The sequence below is a fragment of the Acidobacteriota bacterium genome (assembly GCA_004299485.1).
In the GTDB taxonomy this organism is placed as follows: Bacteria; Acidobacteriota; Terriglobia; order Terriglobales; family SCQP01; genus SCQP01.
This window is the reverse complement of sequence record SCQP01000007.1, coordinates 165,657-181,415: the sequence shown is the minus strand read 5'-3', so window position 1 is coordinate 181,415 and position 15,759 is coordinate 165,657. Positions and strand designations below refer to the sequence as shown.

Annotated in this window: 9 protein-coding genes; 4 read left to right on the top strand and 5 right to left on the bottom strand. The window is 68.1% G+C overall.

Annotated features, from left to right (window positions below; genetic code table 11):
- The first annotated feature begins 54 nt into the window (after positions 1-54).
- Positions 55-2,568: a hypothetical protein gene (locus tag EPN33_06145; protein ID TAN23069.1), complete on the top strand. Its 2,514-nt coding sequence runs from the start codon at positions 55-57 to the stop codon at positions 2,566-2,568.
- Here the strand turns inward: EPN33_06145 and EPN33_06140 are convergent.
- The 3 genes from EPN33_06140 to EPN33_06130 form a co-directional block, all read right to left on the bottom strand.
- A complete protein-coding gene (locus tag EPN33_06140; GenBank protein ID TAN23068.1) occupies positions 2,565-4,940 on the bottom strand; it encodes a hypothetical protein in 2,376 nt (791 codons plus the stop codon). The genes EPN33_06145 and EPN33_06140 overlap by 4 nt on opposite strands.
- A gap of 235 nt (positions 4,941-5,175) precedes the next feature.
- On the bottom strand, positions 5,176-7,740 hold the full coding sequence (locus EPN33_06135) for an FtsX-like permease family protein (GenBank protein TAN23067.1): 2,565 nt from the start codon (positions 7,738-7,740) through the stop codon (positions 5,176-5,178).
- Positions 7,741-7,805: 65 nt separating this feature from the next.
- Complete coding sequence (locus EPN33_06130; GenBank protein ID TAN23066.1) at positions 7,806-9,338, bottom strand: hypothetical protein; 1,533 nt, start codon at positions 9,336-9,338, stop codon at positions 7,806-7,808.
- A gap of 53 nt (positions 9,339-9,391) precedes the next feature.
- On the opposite strand from EPN33_06130, the gene EPN33_06125 reads away from it, so the two are divergent.
- Positions 9,392-10,423, top strand: coding sequence for a UDP-N-acetylmuramate dehydrogenase (locus tag EPN33_06125; GenBank protein ID TAN23065.1), 1,032 nt, complete (start codon positions 9,392-9,394; stop codon positions 10,421-10,423).
- Here EPN33_06125 and EPN33_06120 read toward each other — a convergent pair.
- Positions 10,420-10,875: an NUDIX domain-containing protein gene (locus EPN33_06120; GenBank protein ID TAN23064.1), complete on the bottom strand. Its 456-nt coding sequence runs from the start codon at positions 10,873-10,875 to the stop codon at positions 10,420-10,422. The genes EPN33_06125 and EPN33_06120 overlap by 4 nt on opposite strands.
- 131 nt (positions 10,876-11,006) lie before the next feature.
- Positions 11,007-12,863 (bottom strand): amidase, encoded by a 1,857-nt coding sequence (locus tag EPN33_06115; GenBank protein TAN23063.1) that lies wholly within the window; start codon positions 12,861-12,863, stop codon positions 11,007-11,009.
- A 196-nt stretch (positions 12,864-13,059) separates the two neighbouring features.
- Between EPN33_06115 and EPN33_06110 the strand changes: the two genes are divergently transcribed.
- Positions 13,060-14,286, top strand: a complete 1,227-nt coding sequence (locus EPN33_06110) for a hypothetical protein (protein ID TAN23062.1) — start codon at positions 13,060-13,062, stop codon at positions 14,284-14,286.
- Positions 14,261-15,622, top strand: a complete 1,362-nt coding sequence (locus EPN33_06105; protein TAN23061.1) for a sigma-54-dependent Fis family transcriptional regulator — start codon at positions 14,261-14,263, stop codon at positions 15,620-15,622. Before EPN33_06110 ends, EPN33_06105 begins: the two co-directional genes overlap by 26 nt.
- Positions 15,623-15,759 lie beyond the last annotated feature (137 nt).

Here is a 15,759-nt window from a genome sequence, read left to right as displayed (position 1 = left end):
GTCGGGTGGCGGCGCGGCTGCGCATCCCACCGCAAAAGCGGGTAGGCTCTGGATATGCAACGACGGGAATTTCTGAAAGGCGCGGCGGGGCTGACGGGGCTTGGGCTGGCCGCGGGGGCGGCGGAGCTGGGGGCGTGGGCGGCGGGCGCGCCTGCGGCGGAGAGCGCGGCGTCTGGGGCCGAGAGCGCGCAGGCGGGCGGCTATGCACCGGGGCGGATTCCGAATGAGTATTCGCTCTGGCTTGAGGGCGAGCGGGAAGCGCTGGCCCAGACACCCGCTTGGACGGCAAACGCGCCGGTGGGCACTGAGGCCGGAGGCTGGCGGCTGGTGGCGCGGCTGGCGGATCAGACGGCGGTGTTCGAGCGCCACGCCACGCACCAGGGCGTGCTCGTCTACGTTGGGCCGCAGGGCGAGGTGGCGCGCATTCCCAAAGGCGTTGGGCGGCTGGACGTCATCCGGCCGCGACCCACCAATGCGCCGTCGGTCAAAATCGAGCGGCCGGCGCGGTACGTGCCGGGGCCGGATGCGGCGAGCGACTACATCCTGGGGTCGAATGAGGATCCCTGTTACGAGAACGTGGCGGCGCTGGGCGCGGAGTTTCTCGGCTGGACGCTGGTGGCCAACGAAGAAGCCGGGCCGGAGCGCAGCCTGTGGCTGGAGCCTGACGGGCGCTCGCGTCAGTTGGCCGACAATCCGCAGGCGCTCTGGGCGCCCGATCTCGGCGGGCGGCGGTTTGACCCGCGGCGGTTGCTGCCTTCCGAGTATCTCTACGAGGCGCCGCGCGGCTACAGCAAGCGCACGCTGCTCGGCGGCTTTTTGCCCGCCGCCGACATCGGGGTCTGGAATCCGCGCTTCCAGCTCGGCTACGAAGTGATGATGGTGCTGCCGCGGGGCGCCGCGGCCGAGCCGGTCGCGCGCGTGCGTGCCATGCTGCCGCCCAAGCCGCAGGGCCTGATTCCGGCCGGCGACAGCCACGCCGGTGAAACGATGCCCGAGGCCGCCTGGGTCGAGCGCTACTGGAATGGCGATGCCGCCAAATTCTTCACTGTTCTGCTCGAGGTCTGGCAGCACTGGACCGGCTTTTTCGCCGGCGCGATGGAGGCCGACATTCCCGACTCCTGGCTGCGCGATGCCGCCCGCGCGGGCATCGTGCTGGCGCGGTGCAGCTATCGCGGCCTCGAGCCCAGCTATCAGGTGGGCGAGGGCGCGTACACCAAAATTCCCGAGCGCAGCCACGCGTTGTTTCCGGTGGCGCACTATGAGTTCGTCTGGGCGCAGCAGGAGTGGGGTCTGAGCGCCGCAGTCGAGCCTTATTTCCAGCACTATCTGGACAAGTACATTCTACCGAGCGGCGATTTTCTGTATAACACGCAGGACCAGGTCGAGGCGCCGCTGAATACCGGCGTCTTCCTGGCGAATTCGGCGCGCGCCTTCGACTACACCGGCGACCGCGCCGGGCTCGAGCGGAGGTTGCCGGTGCTGCGGCGCATGATCGCCTTCGTGCGGGAGCGGCAGGCGTGGTCGAAGCGTCGCTTTCCGCCCGGCGATGGCCGCCACGGCCTCATCTGGGGCTCGCCTGAGGCAGACCTGGGCGATCCTGCCCACAACACGCCGGACGCGCACCCCTACTTTTACCAGAACGCCGCCTGGATCTGGCGCGGGCTGAGCGAGCACGCGCGCTGCCTGCAGCTCGCGGGGATGGCGACCGAGGCGGACGAGGTGGCGCAGGCCGCGGCCACGCTGCGCGCCGATACCGAGCGCAGCCTGGCGGGCACGCTTGCCGCCCGCAATGCCGCCATGAAGGCCGCCTGCATCACACCGTTTTCTCCCGACGACACCCGCCGCAATCCGCGTCAGCTCACCAGTTACGAAAACCATCGCTTCATGATGGATTGGTGGACTGCCGATTGGGGCGACGCCAGCCTCGACGCCGGCCACTTCCGGCACCGCGCGCTTGCCGGCGAGCAGATGCTGGGGATGAACACCGACGGCGATTACCCGCGCACCTCGAACTTCATGGAGCACGGCACGCTCGCGGGCCGCATCCGGCAGGACGACTACCGCCCCTTCCTTATGGCGCTCTACGGCAACCTCTGCTACGCCATGGACAGCGGCTCGCGCTACGCGCCCGAAGATGCGCTGCTGCCGGGCAACTGGCCCGGCGAAGGCAGCCCTTATGCCTGGTCAGCAGTGGTGAACAGCACCTTGCAACCCACGCTGGGCTTGCGCTGGCTGTTGGTGTGGGAGGAGCGGCAGCAGGCGCGGGTGCATCTGCAAAAAGCCGCGCCCCGGCACTGGTTTGTCGAGGGGCGCCACATCGCTGTCCGCCGCTGCCCGACCCGCTTCGGTCCGCTCGCCTGGCGCACCGAGGCCGAATCTTCCACGCGTTGGCAGGTGACGATTACCGCCGCGGCGGGCTGGACGGCCGAGGTGGTCGCGCATCTGCATCCGCCCGGCGGCGCGCCGCTGCGGCGCAGCAGCGCGGGCAAGCTCGCGGGCGGCTGGGTGGTGATTCCGGCCGAGGCGCTCGCCAGCGGCCAGCCGCTCCGCTTCACCGTCGAGGCCTAGGCCGTTTCAAGCCGCAGCAGCACCGGCGTGTGATTGGGCACGTTGAAGCGGAACGTGCGGCCGCTTGCTTCGAGAGCCGCGCCTTGCGCGGCGACCGTGCGCGTGCCGCCCGCCCACGTGCCGGTGACCCGCACCTCGCCGCCTGCGCGCACGTCGTAGCGGACGTCGAGGCGATCACTACCCAGCCGCAGGTTGCGCACCGCGTAGCTGCGGCCCGCCTGCGCCAGCTCTTCCGGCAGGTTGGGGCTGAGCTCGAGGCGCAAAGAATCGGTGGTTTCGCGGAAGCCCACCACGCTGCGCAGAATGTGCGCGGGCAGCGTAGCGCCCCAGCCGTAGCCCTCGCCGCCGAGAGCGCCCTTGAGCGCCCACATCTCGCAGCTCACGCCGGGCCAGCCCAAGCCGTCATGGCCCGGCTGCCGGCGGTCGGTCGACGCGTAAACGCGCTCGGCAATATCGCGCACCACCTCGGCGGCGAAGGCGTGCTCGCCCGCGGTCCAGAGCGACTCGATATAGGGCAGCACGAACGAAGGCCACTCCAGAAAATACTGCGGCCGCGCGCGGTACTCGCGCAGCAGCGGCCGCATGGCCTGCATCTGCGCCGCGGTCGCCTGTCCGAGGAAGATGGGCGCGCACTGGCCCACTTCGCGCCCCAACTGGCCTGTGGGAGGGTTGTGCAGCACGATAGGCTTGCCGTCGCGGGTGTTGAAATCCTGGAACCAGTCGTGGCCGTTCCACAGGCTTTGGGTGCGCGCGGTGTACTGGTGCTCGAGCGCGCGCCACTCGGCCGCAGATGCGGCATTGCCCTGTTCGTTCGCGAGCGCTGCCAGCCAGCCGCAGGCATGGGCGGTCGCGGCCTGCAGCTCGACCACGCGGATGAAGTCAATCAGCTCGGCGCCGGTGGGCTGCGCAATGAGGAAGCGGCTGGAGGCATCCATGCCCGTTTCCCAACTGCATTTGCCCACGACGTAGCCGGCGCGGTCGGTGCGGTGCGCTAATGTCCAGCGCACGAACGCGGCCACGGGTTCATAGAGCTGCGCGCGCCAGGCGCGGTTGCCGGTGCGGCGCGCCACCGACTGCATGCAGAAAAGCGGGTAGCACCAGGCGATGGAGGTGCCGCAGGCGGAGCCGTCGGCGGCGACCATGTTCATCACGCCGCTCTCGCGCATGCAGGGCACATTGGTCTCCAGGGCGTCGGCGAACTGGCCGGCGAGCACGGTCTCGGCGGTGGCCGGATCGGCGTAGCTGAGCGCCCACATGTCGAGCGAGGTTTCGGCGAGCACGTTGCGCGGCGCCTGAATCTGCATGCCGTCCCAGGGATGGTGGTACACGCCCAGGGGGTGGCGGACGTTCATGCGCAGGGTTTCGAAATCGTAGACCCAGCCGCGGCGCCAGTGCGCGGGCCAGTCGCCTTCGAGGCGCGGCGCCAGCGCCCAGAAGCGGTCATCGTCGCCGGCGCGCTCGCCGAGCGTGGCGCTGGCGGCGGCGCGGGCGCGGCGCTCGCGGGCGCGCACCTGCGGCAGGTTGGCCGCGCGGGTGAGCCAGAACCAGAGATCCTCGCTGCCGCCCGGCGCCAGCGTCAGCTCCGTGCGCAGTGCGGCATACAGCGGCGCGGGAAAGTAGCTTACGGCCTCGGCGCTGGCCGCGCCGCCCAGCAGAAACGCCCGCGCCGCGCCATCCTTTGCCGATACGTGGGCGGCGGCGCTGGCCTCTGAGCAAGCCAGGCGGCAAACCTCGCCTGCGGCGAACGAGCGCGTCGTCACGGCGCCGCCGGCGTGTTCGGCCGTGCCGGCCAGGCCGTCGCGCCCCCACCAGCGCTGCGCGCCCAGATGATAGGTGTGCGCGCCGATCAGGGTAATGTGGCGCGGCGCTCCGCCCAGATTACGCAGGCGCACGCGCGCCGCCAGCGTGTTTTCGTCCACTTGCAGAAAGCTGGCTTCCAGCCGCGTCTGCTGCGCCTCGAACGCGAAGGTGAAGAGGTTGTGGCTGTGGTGGGGAGCAGTGAGCTGGCCGGGGGCAAAATCGGCGGCGTCGAGAAACGGCTGGCCTTCGATCACCGCGCCCACCCGCAGCAGCATTTGGTAGATGGCCGAATCGCGATAATCAAAATAGCCGCCCGGCCCCGCTGGATAGTAGAAACCGAAGCCTATCGCCTCGACCGAGCGCAGCACGCCGCTACGGTGCAGGTCCCAACTGTGGAAGGGATTGTCGAGGTAGCCGTAGGGGGTGTAGTCACCGGCAGGGAAATGCCCTGCGGCGGGGGGCAAGTCACGCGGCGAGGTGGCAGCCACGGATTGCGCCTGGGCGCGCCGCGGCCGTGTGCCCAGCCACGCGCCGGCCGCTGCCAGGCCTGAGATAAATTCGCGTCGTTTCATCTGCGATATCTTAGAGCAGAATCGGCGTTGGCGTGGCCCGCTTCGTGCCGTTCCGTGCGGCTTTTCGTGGTGGCTCGCCACTTTTTGCCCTGGTCGCTCCCGTTGGTCGCTCGGAGTGCGGGCTTCGATTGCCGGCAGGGTCCGCACGCTGGCGCCCAGGGCTCCTCAAAGCTGCCGCCAATGGAAAGGCCGCAACCGGCACGCCCGGCTGGGGTGCGGCGATGCTGGTTCTGCACTATTCGCAGCGCAGCACGGCGGCGGGATCGGCGCGGGTGGCGCGGCGGGCAGGGGCGAAACTGGCGGCGAGGGCGAGAGCGAGCAGGATGGCGGCGGCCGAGGCCCAGGTGAGCGGGTCGGCTGCGGTCACGCCGAAGAGCAGGCCGGAGAGCGTGCGCGCGAGGACGGCGGCGAGGGCGGCGCCAAGGACGATGCCGATGGCCACTGTCGCCAGACCGCGGCCGACGACCGAGCGATAAACCTGCTGTGGTTGTGCGCCGAGCGCCAGGCGCAGGCCCATTTCGCGCATGCGCTGCGCCACCGAGAAGGACAACACGCCGTAGAGGCCAATCGCCGCCAGCAGCAGCGCCAGCACGGCGAGCAGCAGGCCGAGCTGCGCCGCGGTGCGCTCGGCAAAGAGGGACGCCTCCAGTACCGCACCGCCCGAGTGCAGCGCATACACCGTCGCCCCGGCATCGAGCGCGCGCGCGGCGTTGCGGATGGAGGACGCGAGGGCCAGTGGCTCGCCACTATTTGCCCTGGTCGCTCCCGATGGTCGTTTGGAGTGCGGGCTTCGATTCTTGGCAGGGTCCGCCCGCTGGCGCTCCGGGCTCCTCCAAGTTGCCGCCAGCGGAGCACCACTAGAGGCTCGCACCACCAGCGTGGCGTCGCTCGTGGGGTTCTGCAAAAAGGGAAAATACAAAAACGGACGGGGCGGCTCGCGCAGGCTGGCGAAGCGGCTGTCACGGACGACGCCGACCACCGTCCACCAGCGGTCCCAACTGTTGAGGCGGTGGCCGATGGGGCTTGCGCCGGGCCAGTAGCGCTGTGCCATGGATTCGTTCACGATGCAGACGAGCGGCGCGCCGGCGCGGTCGGCGGCGGTGAAGCCGCGGCCGGCCAGCCGCGGTATGCGCATCGTCGAGAAGTACTGCGGCCCGACGGCGTTGTAGGCGATATCAATGTCTTCGCCGGGCGCCTGGGCGTAGCCGGCAATCGCCGGCCGGGTCGAGCCGTTGCCGGAGCCGCTGAGCGGCAGCCAGCGCTCGAAGCTCGCGGCCGCAACGCCCGGCAGCATGCGGACGCGGTCGTTCAAGCGGGCGTAGAAATTGGCCGCTTGCGCGTCGCTGCTGCCGGCGCTGCGCAGGTCGAGCGAGGCGATGAGCAGGTTGCGGGTGGCAAAGCCGGGATCGGTCTGCTGGGCCCGCTGCAGGCTGCGCGCCACCAGACCAGCGGTCACAAGGACGGTAAAAGCCAGCGTCGCTTCGAGCACCACCAGGGCGGTCCGCAGGCGGTGGTGCGCACGGCCGGCGATGGCGCCGCGATCGCCGCTTTTGAGCGCGTCTAGCAATTGTGGCGCGGAGGCCAGCGCGGGCGCCGCGACCATCCAGGCCGCGACGGCTACGGTGGCAAGCCCGAGGAATAAAACCGCGCGGCCGCTCAAGCCGGTCGAGAGGCCGAGCGGGACGCCACCGGAGGGCAGCAGCGCCGCCAGCCAGCCGCCTGTGGCGTAGGCGAGCAGCAGGCCTGCGGCGCCGCCCAACAGTGCCATTAACCCGTGCTCGGCGAGGGACTGCCGCAACAGGCGTCCGCGGCTGGCGCCCAGCGCGGCGCGCACCGCCTGCTCGCGCCAGCGCGCGGCGGCCCGCGTCAGCAGCAGCGTGGCCACGTTGGCGCAGCCGATGACCAGCACCAGCGCCATCGCCAGCAGCAGAAACAGCAGCACCGGGCCGAGCGACGGCTGCAAGCCGTAGTGCGCCTCGCCGATAGGGCTGACCGCGATGCCGACGTTGCGATTCGTCGCGGGATACTGCGCCGCAAGGCTCACCGCCAGGCGCCGCATCTCGAGGTTGGCGGCGGCGGCCGTAACGCCCGGCTTCAGCCGGCCGATCATGTGCAGAAAGCCCGGCGCGCGATAGTGCAAATCTTCGAGCGGGAGCAGCAGCGGCTCCATCATCAGCGGGACGTAATACTGCGGCTGGACGCCTACCGTCGTGCCTTCGAAGCCGCGCGGCGTGACGCCCATTATGGTGAAGGGCTGGTGGTCGACGTCGAGCACCGTGCCGACGACGCCCGGCGAGCCGCCAAAGCGCTGCCGCCAATAGCGGTAGCTCAGGATGATTTCCGGATCCGAGCCCGGGCCGTGGGCGTCGGCGGGCGTGGAGACACGGCCTAGCGTCGCGTGAATCCCGAGCACCTGGAAATAGTTTTCGCTGACGATCATGCCCCAGGCGCGCTCGGGCTGGCGCGCGCTGGGCCGTGCCACGTCCGCGGGGAGCAGGGCCGCTGCGGCGAGGCCGGTAAATGCGGTGTTCTGGTCGCGGTAATCGCGGTAGTCGAGATACGAGGTGGTGTGATACGAGCCATCGGGCATCACGGTCTCGACCGCCGTGAGCCGGCTCGCGCCGGGAATATTGGCCAGCGGATGCAGCAGCGTCGCGTTGACCCAGCCGAACACCAGCGTACTGCCGCCAAGGCCGAGCGCCAGGATGGCGATGATGGTCAGCGCAAAGGCCCGCCGCTTGCGCAGACCGCGCCAGGCTTGGCGCAGGTCGGCGGCGAGAGGATCGATCCAGTCGGCCATGATTGCTTAGCGTAGCAATCTTCGGACCAAAGGGCTGACGTAGTAACGGCAATCGCTACAGGCACTTAGCGGCGGGCGGCTGGCTCCGGTGCCGGCGCCACTGTTCGTATTCGCACAGTAGGCTTACGAACTCGCCACAGGACAAAAGTCGAGTAGCGGGCGACCGGGACGGCCGCTGCCTGCAAGGTTGCCGTTACAAGAGCGGGCGGGCCGTCGGTCCAGACATAATCAAAGTGCGCCAGGCAGCCGGGGTCTTCGCCCGGCCAGCAGATTTCCAGATCGGGGCGCTGGATCAGCGGCTGCTGCCCGGCTGCAGCAAACAGGTTGGACATGTACACGCCCCGGCTCATGCTCCAGACGTCAATCAAATGGCTGAACGCAAGGCGCTGAAAGCCACGGCTGCCGGATTTGCCTTCCGTGCCGTCGATGGCATCCACGCGCGCCCCTGCGGGCAACACGCTGCCCATGGCCAGCACCGCGCGCGCCTCGGGTTGCTCCGCAATCCAGCCGTGGCCAATGAAGACGACACGCGCGACGAGCAGTGCCAGCACGAAACCCAGCGCCAGGCGGCGCAGGGCGCCCTCGCGCGGCCGCACGGCCAGGATCAGCAGCACGAAGCCGGGCAACACGAAGCGGGCATCGGCGTAGTTGGCCGTGAATATGGTCATCGGTGTGATGACGTAGCAGCCCAGCAAAACCAGGCCAGCGATGGCGAGCGGCCGGTTCCAACGCGCGCGCCAGAGCAGCACGCCGGCGCAGGCGAGCAACTCGAGTGTCAGTAACGCCTCGAAGCGCGGGTTGAAGCTGCGGGTAAGCGTGAGCAGATGCGAGACTTTGATTGGCCACGTGCCCCAGTCCAGTTGACCGACGCGGCCGCTGCGTCCCAGGAAGCCGAAGACGAGTAGCAGCGTCGGACAGGCCATCCAGCCAACTGCGGCCACCAGCCGCCCGAACCGGCGATGACCGGCGAAGTCAACCAGTGCGATGGTGCAGCAGGCGACGCCCAGGACGGCGATCGCGCCCAGATGGGCCAGATAAATAATGAGCGACAGGCCGCAAAACAGCAGGAAGCGCCGCGCCGTCATTTCTGCACGCCAGCGCAGCCAGAGCGCCAGCACCCAAAAGGCCAGCGCCAGGCCGAACAGGTAATTCACCCGGCCATCCATCAGGTTCGAGTTCAAGAACGTGAACGCCGCCACCAGCGTCATGCCATGGCGCTGTCCCCAGGCGGCGCGTCCCAGCGCCTCACAGCCGCCGACGTAGAGGAGGGCGAGCAGGGTGAGAAAAAGTTTACCGCTCAGAGCGATGGGCAGCCAATGCGCCAGTGGGGTGACGATGGCATCGATGGCGAGGTCGGGGATGGGCCCGAACTGGACGCGATAGACCTGCGGCCAGAGCGGGTTGCTGTGAAAATGCGCGAGGATGTAGCAGCGCGCCAGGTGCGCCGGGTAATCCATCAGCTCGGGAAAGCGCACCAGCCAGAGCGGCACAATCGCCAGCACAAACGCCAGGCCAAGCAGCGCGTAATAGAGCCGCGGGTTGAGCGCAGACTCGTGCGCGCTAGCGCTTGCAGTGACTGCGGGAGCCTCGACCGGCATAGCGGAGCTATCGGTAGAATACCGCAAAGGCTTGAGCGCGCTATGCTGGCGAAGTGACTGCGTTGCGCGAAAACGTACCCTTGGCGGCGCATACGACGCTGGGCTTGGGTGGCCCGGCGCGCTACTGGGCCGACGTGGCGCGGGAAGCCGAGCTTCCGGAAGTGCTGGCCTGGGCCGGGGCGCGCAGGCTTGCGGTGCTGGTGCTGGGAGCGGGCAGCAACGTTTTGGCGAGCGATGGCGGCTTTGCGGGTCTGGCGCTGCACCTGGCGCTGGAAGGCGAGCAGGAGACGGGCGCCGGCCGCGTGCGCGTCGCCGCCGGCGAGAATTGGGACGCTGTGGTTGCGCGCGGCGTGGTGCGCGGCTGGGCCGGGGTTGAATGCCTGAGCGGCATTCCCGGCAGCGTGGGCGCCACGCCGGTGCAGAACGTAGGCGCCTATGGACAGGAAGTGGCCGAGGTCATTACGCAAGTGCGCGCCTGGGACCGACGCGAACACGTCTGGGTCGAGCTGACGGCTGCCGAATGCGGTTTCGGCTACCGTGCCAGCCGCTTCAATGCCGCCGATCGCGGGCGCTTCGTGATCACCGCGGTTGAGTTCCAGCTTCATCCCGGCGGCGCCGCCCGGCTGCGTTATCCGGAGTTGCGCCAGCACATCCGCGGCGATGCCTCGCTCACTGCCGTGCGCGAGGCGGTGCTGGCGCTGCGCCGCGGGAAAGCCATGGTGCTCGACCCGGGCGAGCCGGACAGCCGCAGCGCCGGATCGTTTTTCAAAAACCCGGTGCTGTCGCTTGCCGAAGCCGAAGCGCTCGACGCCCGCGCTGACGGCGCCCGACCGCCGCAGTTCACCGGGACGAGTGGCAGCGTCAAAATCTCCGCGGCCTGGCTGATCGAGCACGCCGGCATCGGCAAAGGCTTCCGCCTGCCGGCGAGCGGCATTCATGTCTCGACCAAGCACGTGCTGGCGCTGGTCAACGACGGCCGCGGCACGGCGGCTGAGGTGATGGCGCTGGCCGAGCACATTCGCTCGACTGTAGCCGCCCGCTGGGGCGTGCGCCTGGAGCTGGAGCCGGTCGCTGTTGGCTTTTAGGAATTCAGCCGATCGAGGAATGCAGCCTCGGAGGGCAGAATTTTTTCGTGGGCCTCGGCGAGCGTAAAAAACGCCGCCCGGTCGATCTCGGGGAATTGCTGCTGTTTGCCCGACCGCGGCGGCCATTCGATTTCGAATGTATTGCTGCGGATGGCGCGCGGGTCGCAGTCGCTCTCGAGGGCAAACGCGATCACGGTTTTCCCGCTGCGCTGCCGCACCTCGCCGAGGGGCATATAGCTAGCATCCGCCGCGAGGCGGATGCCGGTCTCCTCGGCGAACTCCCGCTGCGCCCCGGCCAGCGGCTCCTCGTCCGGATGCAGCTCGCCCTTGGGCAGCATCCACGCCCCGGCGTCTTTCTTCACCCAAAACGGTCCGCCTGGATGCACCAGCAACACCTCGATGCCAGCCGTTCCCCGCCGGTACAGCAAGATCCCCGCGCTCACCCGCGCCATGGCCTCACTATAAAGCTCGAGCTCATGCAGGCATTCCCAGGCGCCGCCTCTGTGAACCTCGCCCTGCGCCTTCTGGCCAAAACCGCCGCTGACGCGACCAATCGTCCAACCCGCGCGGCGCTGAGGCTGCGCTAGCGTTTGCCGGTTGACTGGAATTTCTTGAGTTCGGCGTCGAGGGTGGGGTGTTTGAGGTGGAAGCCGGATTTTTCCTGGTAGGCGCGGGCGAGGAGGCAGAGTTTTTCTTCGCCGCAGAGTTTGCCCAGGAAGGTGATGCTGGTGGGCGTGCCGTCGCTGGAGCGGAAGCCGTTGGGCACAATGCAGGCCGGGTGGCCCGTGAGGTTGGTGATGGCCAACTGGGGGCCATTGGTGGGCACGACGATGACGTCGTGGTCGTGCATCATGGCATCCATCTGGGTCATCAGGTCGAGGCGGATACGGTCGGCATTGATGTAGTCGACGGCGGGGTAGAAGTGCGCCACGCGGAAGGTGCCCGGCCAGGTTGAGGGGTTTTTTACCGGCGCTTCCATCAGTTTGATGCGGCCGCTGCGGACGAGGTGATCGAACGCGGCGCCGGCTTCGCAGTTCACCGCCGGACCGTAGCCGGCAAAGGGCGGCTCTTTGGGCAGCTCGACGGGGTTGAGCGTTACGCCCATGCCGCGCAGCGCATCAAGCACGGCGCTGTCGAATTTGGATTGCTCGGCACGGCGGGCGGCGTAAGCCTCGCGCTCCGCCGGGGTCATGCGCTGGAAGAAACGGCCGCGCCGTCCGTCCGAGCCGCTGGCCGGCAGGGGCTGACTCTCTTGCTCGAAAGCGGCCTTGACGTAGCCGACGCGCAGCGAGGCGAGCGGCGTTTGCGCATCCCAGTTCAGCGGCACGTCGAGCACGGTGCGGTCGGCTTTGGGATCGTCGCGCATGGGGCCATAGATGGCCTGCAACACCAGAATCGCGTCTTCCACGCGGCGGCAGATGGGGCCGAGTTTGTCCTGAGTCCAGGATAAGGTCATCGCGCCGGAGCGGTCCACGCGGCCAAACGTGGGCCGCAAGCCGGTGACGCCGCAGCGGGTCGAAGGGCTGGAGATCGAGCCTTCGGTTTCCGAGCCGATCGAAAAGCCCACGCAGCCGGCCGAGGTGGCCGAGGCTGGGCCGGCCGAGGATCCGCTGGAGCCCTGGCTGGGCTTCCAGGGGTTGCGCGTCTGGCCGCCAAACCAGACGTCATCCTGCGCCAGCGCGCCCAGCGAGAGCTTGGCGATCAGCACTGCGCCCGCGGCATCGAGCCGCTTCACGACGGTGGCGTCTTCGTCAATCATCTGGTGTTCGTAGGGCTGGGCGCCCCAGGTGGTGGGATAGCCCTTGACCGCGAGCAGATCTTTCGCGCCCCAGGGAATGCCATGCAGCGGGCCGCGGTAGCGCCCGGCAGCAAGGTCGCGGTCGGCTTCGCGCGCGTGCGCCAGGGCGCGCTCTTCGGTATAAGTAATGACGAACAGCAGCAGCGGATCGTAGCGCTTCAGCCGCTGTAGATACATCTCCGTCAGGTTCACGGAGCTGACGCGCCTGGTGCGGATCAGCTCGCCCAACTGGCGCACGCTATAGAACGCCACGTCTTCGAGGTCCCGGGGCGCGCGCGGCGCCGGAATGCGCGCCAGGCGCGTCGGCCGGTGCTCCTTTTCAAACGTCATGGTGGGCAGGACGGGCGAAAAGATCTGCGCCGGCGGGTCCCAGTTGTGCAGCGGGAGTTGGCGCAGTTCATCGAGGCTCTGCAGTTGCTCGTGGAAAATGCGCGCCATGCGCGTGCGCTCGGCGTCGTCGATACTCAGCCCGGCAAGCGCGGCCGATCCATCAATGAGCTCGGGGGTGACGGCGACGGCGGCGGCCTTGGGATCTTGCTCCAGCATCTTGCCCCAGAGCAGGCCGGGCAGCAGGGTGGCGGAAATGCCCAAGGTCGAGCAGGCGGCGAGAAAACGACGGCGGTTGCTATCGAGGGCGTCCATATTATCAACCTCCCAGGAATTCAGCCTGCACTATGACATATGCCAGGGTCCAGAGGCCAGAGGCCAGGGAGCATTTCTTAATCGCGGGCACCCAGCGCGGCGCTGCCGCGCGGCCCGCTCTCTAAGGCCGCACGGCCGCTTCGCCGGGGGCCCCTGTGCCCCGGCTCCGCTGCCCGGCTCGTGGTAGATTCAGCGGGTGGAGAGCCGAAGGCCGGTATGGACGTGGATGGATTTGATCTGGCTGGTGTTTCTGGCCGGGCTGGCGATTCTGCCGCCCATCACGGAAATCCATAAGCAGTTGATTCTGTTCGGCTTTGCCGTCTTTCAGATTTTTGAGGGGCGGCTGCTGGCGCACGCGCCGCAGCGCGGTCCGGCACTCGCGGTGCTGATCAAGATTGCGCTGGCGACGTTGCTTATCGGCCACACCGGTGTCATTGCCATCAACAGCCGCTACTACCCGATCTATTACATTCCCGTGGTCACCGCGGCCATGCTCTTCGGCCCCTGGGGCACGCTGGGCTGGACCACGCTCAGCTCCGCCGCCTACGTCGCCTATCTCTGGCCGGCGCTGCAGTACTACCGGCTGACGGCGGAGGCGCGCGACGAGCTGGCGCTGCGGGTGTTCTTCTTTTATTTCGTGGCCCTGATCATCAACCGCTTCGTGGTCGAGACGCGCCAGCAGCGCGATCTGTACCGCCAGACCGCGGAGTCGCTCGCGCAGGCACAGGCGGAGGCGCGCACCGCCGAGCGGCTGGCCGCGCTGGGGCAGCTTTCCGCCGGGCTGGCGCATGAGATTCGCAATCCGCTGCAGGTGATCAAAGGCTCGGCGGAAATGCTGCAGAAAGAACTGCACGGCGCCTCACCGGTGGCGCTCGAGCTGGCGGGTTACATCTCCGAAGAAGTGAACCGCACCAATTTGTTAGTGTCGCGCTTTCTCGATTTCGCCAAGCCGCTGCAGTTGCAACGCGAGCCCACCGACGTGGCGCAACTGCTCGACCGCGCGCTCGCCAGCGTGCACCCCGGCGCCGGGATCGTGGTCGAGCGCGCGTATGCGAAGGCGCTGCCGCTGCTGCCGCTCGATGCCACGCTGTGCGAGCGCGCCTTCGCCAACCTGGCGCAGAACGCATTGGAGGCGATGGCGGAGGGCACCCTGCGGGTGACTGCGGAGGCGCTGGCCGGCGGCGTGCAGATTGTTTTCCGCGATACCGGCCCGGGCGTGCCGGAGGAGCTGCGCGAGCAGATCTTCAATCCTTTTTTCACCACCAAACCCACCGGCGTCGGCCTGGGGCTGGCGATCGTGGCCAAAATCATGGATCAGCACGGGGGCTGGATCCGCCTGGGCCGCGGCGCGGGCGGCGCGGCGTTTGAGCTATTCCTTCCAGGGGGAGAATACAAGCATGCCGACACTGCTCATCGTGGATGACGAAGCCAAAATGCTGCGGCTGCTGGAGCTGCAGTTGGCCGGGAACGGCCAGCGCGTCATCACGGCACCGACGGCCGAGGAGGGCATGCAGAAGCTGCGCGAGGAGCCGGTCGATCTGGTGATTACCGACTTGCGGCTGCCGGGCATGGACGGCCTCGCCTTTTTGCAGGCGATCAAGCGCGACAACCCGGAGCTGCCCGTGGTGGTGATGACGGCGCACGGCACGGTCGAGACGGCGGTCGAGGCGATGAAGGCGGGCGCGGCCGATTATGTGCTCAAGCCGTTTCCGCTGGAAGAGTTGCGGCTGGTGGTCAACAAAGAGTTGGGGGTTTCGAATCTGCGGCGCGAGAATGCCTCGCTGCGCGCGGCGCTGGGCGAGCGTTACAGCTTCCCCAACATTATTGGCTCGAGCGCGCGCATGCAGGAGGTGCTGGCGCTGGTGGCGCGCGTCGCGCCGGCGCAGTCCACGGTGCTGCTGGGCGGGGAAAGTGGCGTGGGCAAGGACCGCATTGCCCGCGCGCTGCATGAAAACTCGCGCCGCGCCGCGGGACCGTTTATCAAGATCAATTGCGCCGCCATTCCCGAAAATCTGCTGGAGAGCGAGTTGTTCGGCTACGAAAAGGGCGCCTTTACCGGCGCGGCCCGCATGAAGCCGGGTAAATTCGAGCTCGCCGATCACGGCACGCTGTTCCTGGATGAAATCGGCGACGTGCCACTGGCCGTGCAGGCTAAGCTGCTGCGCGTGCTGCAGGAGCGCGCATTCGAGCGCCTGGGCGGCACGCGCACGCTGCAGGTCGATGTGCGCCTGATCGCCGCCACCAACCGCAACCTGCGCGCGGCGCTGGAAGAGGGCAGCTTCCGCGAGGATTTGTACTATCGCCTCAACGTGGTACCCATCGAGATTCCGCCGCTGCGGGAGCACAAGGAAGATATTCCCGAGCTGGCGGCTTTTTTTCTCCGCCGCTTTGCCGAACAATCCGGCAAAGCCATCACCGGTTTCACGCCCGCCGCGGTGGCGAAGTTGATGGCGGCGGATTGGCCGGGCAATATCCGCGAGCTGGAAAACATCGTCGAGCGCGCAGTGGCTTTGAGCGACCGCGCCACGCTTGATGTGGCCGACATCCATCTCGAATTCTCGCCGCCGCTACCGCCTCAGCCCGGCGGCGCGCTGTTGCCGAGCGGCTGGACGCTGGAACGCTGGGAGCAGGAAGTCATCCGCGACGCGCTGCGGCGCGCCAACGGCAATAAGAGCCAGGCGGCGCGGCTGCTCGGGCTTTCGCGCAACGCCCTGCGCTACCGCCTCTCCACCATGGGCGAAGAGGATGACGGCGCGTAGTGGCCTACGCGTCCGGGTGGCCGAAATCCACCACTCTGGTTTTTTCCAGCCACCGAATCGAACCGCATCTTCAGCGCATCTGCTTGAATAAGAAGCCTTTGCGCTTTGGCCCGCCACGTGCCAATAGAAAGGCTGCA

Bases quoted from the DNA above. Each gene is read 5' to 3' on its own strand.
- EPN33_06145 (TAN23069.1), top strand. From the start codon at position 55: ATGCAACGACGGGAATTTCTGAAAGGCGCGGCGGGGCTGACGGGGCTT.
- EPN33_06140 (TAN23068.1), bottom strand. From the start codon at position 4,940: ATGAAACGACGCGAATTTATCTCAGGCCTGGCAGCGGCCGGCGCGTGG.
- EPN33_06135 (TAN23067.1), bottom strand. From the start codon at position 7,740: ATGGCCGACTGGATCGATCCTCTCGCCGCCGACCTGCGCCAAGCCTGG.
- EPN33_06130 (TAN23066.1), bottom strand. From the start codon at position 9,338: ATGCCGGTCGAGGCTCCCGCAGTCACTGCAAGCGCTAGCGCGCACGAG.
- EPN33_06120 (TAN23064.1), bottom strand. From the start codon at position 10,875: ATGGCGCGGGTGAGCGCGGGGATCTTGCTGTACCGGCGGGGAACGGCT.
- EPN33_06115 (TAN23063.1), bottom strand. From the start codon at position 12,863: ATGGACGCCCTCGATAGCAACCGCCGTCGTTTTCTCGCCGCCTGCTCG.
- EPN33_06105 (TAN23061.1), top strand. From the start codon at position 14,261: ATGCCGACACTGCTCATCGTGGATGACGAAGCCAAAATGCTGCGGCTG.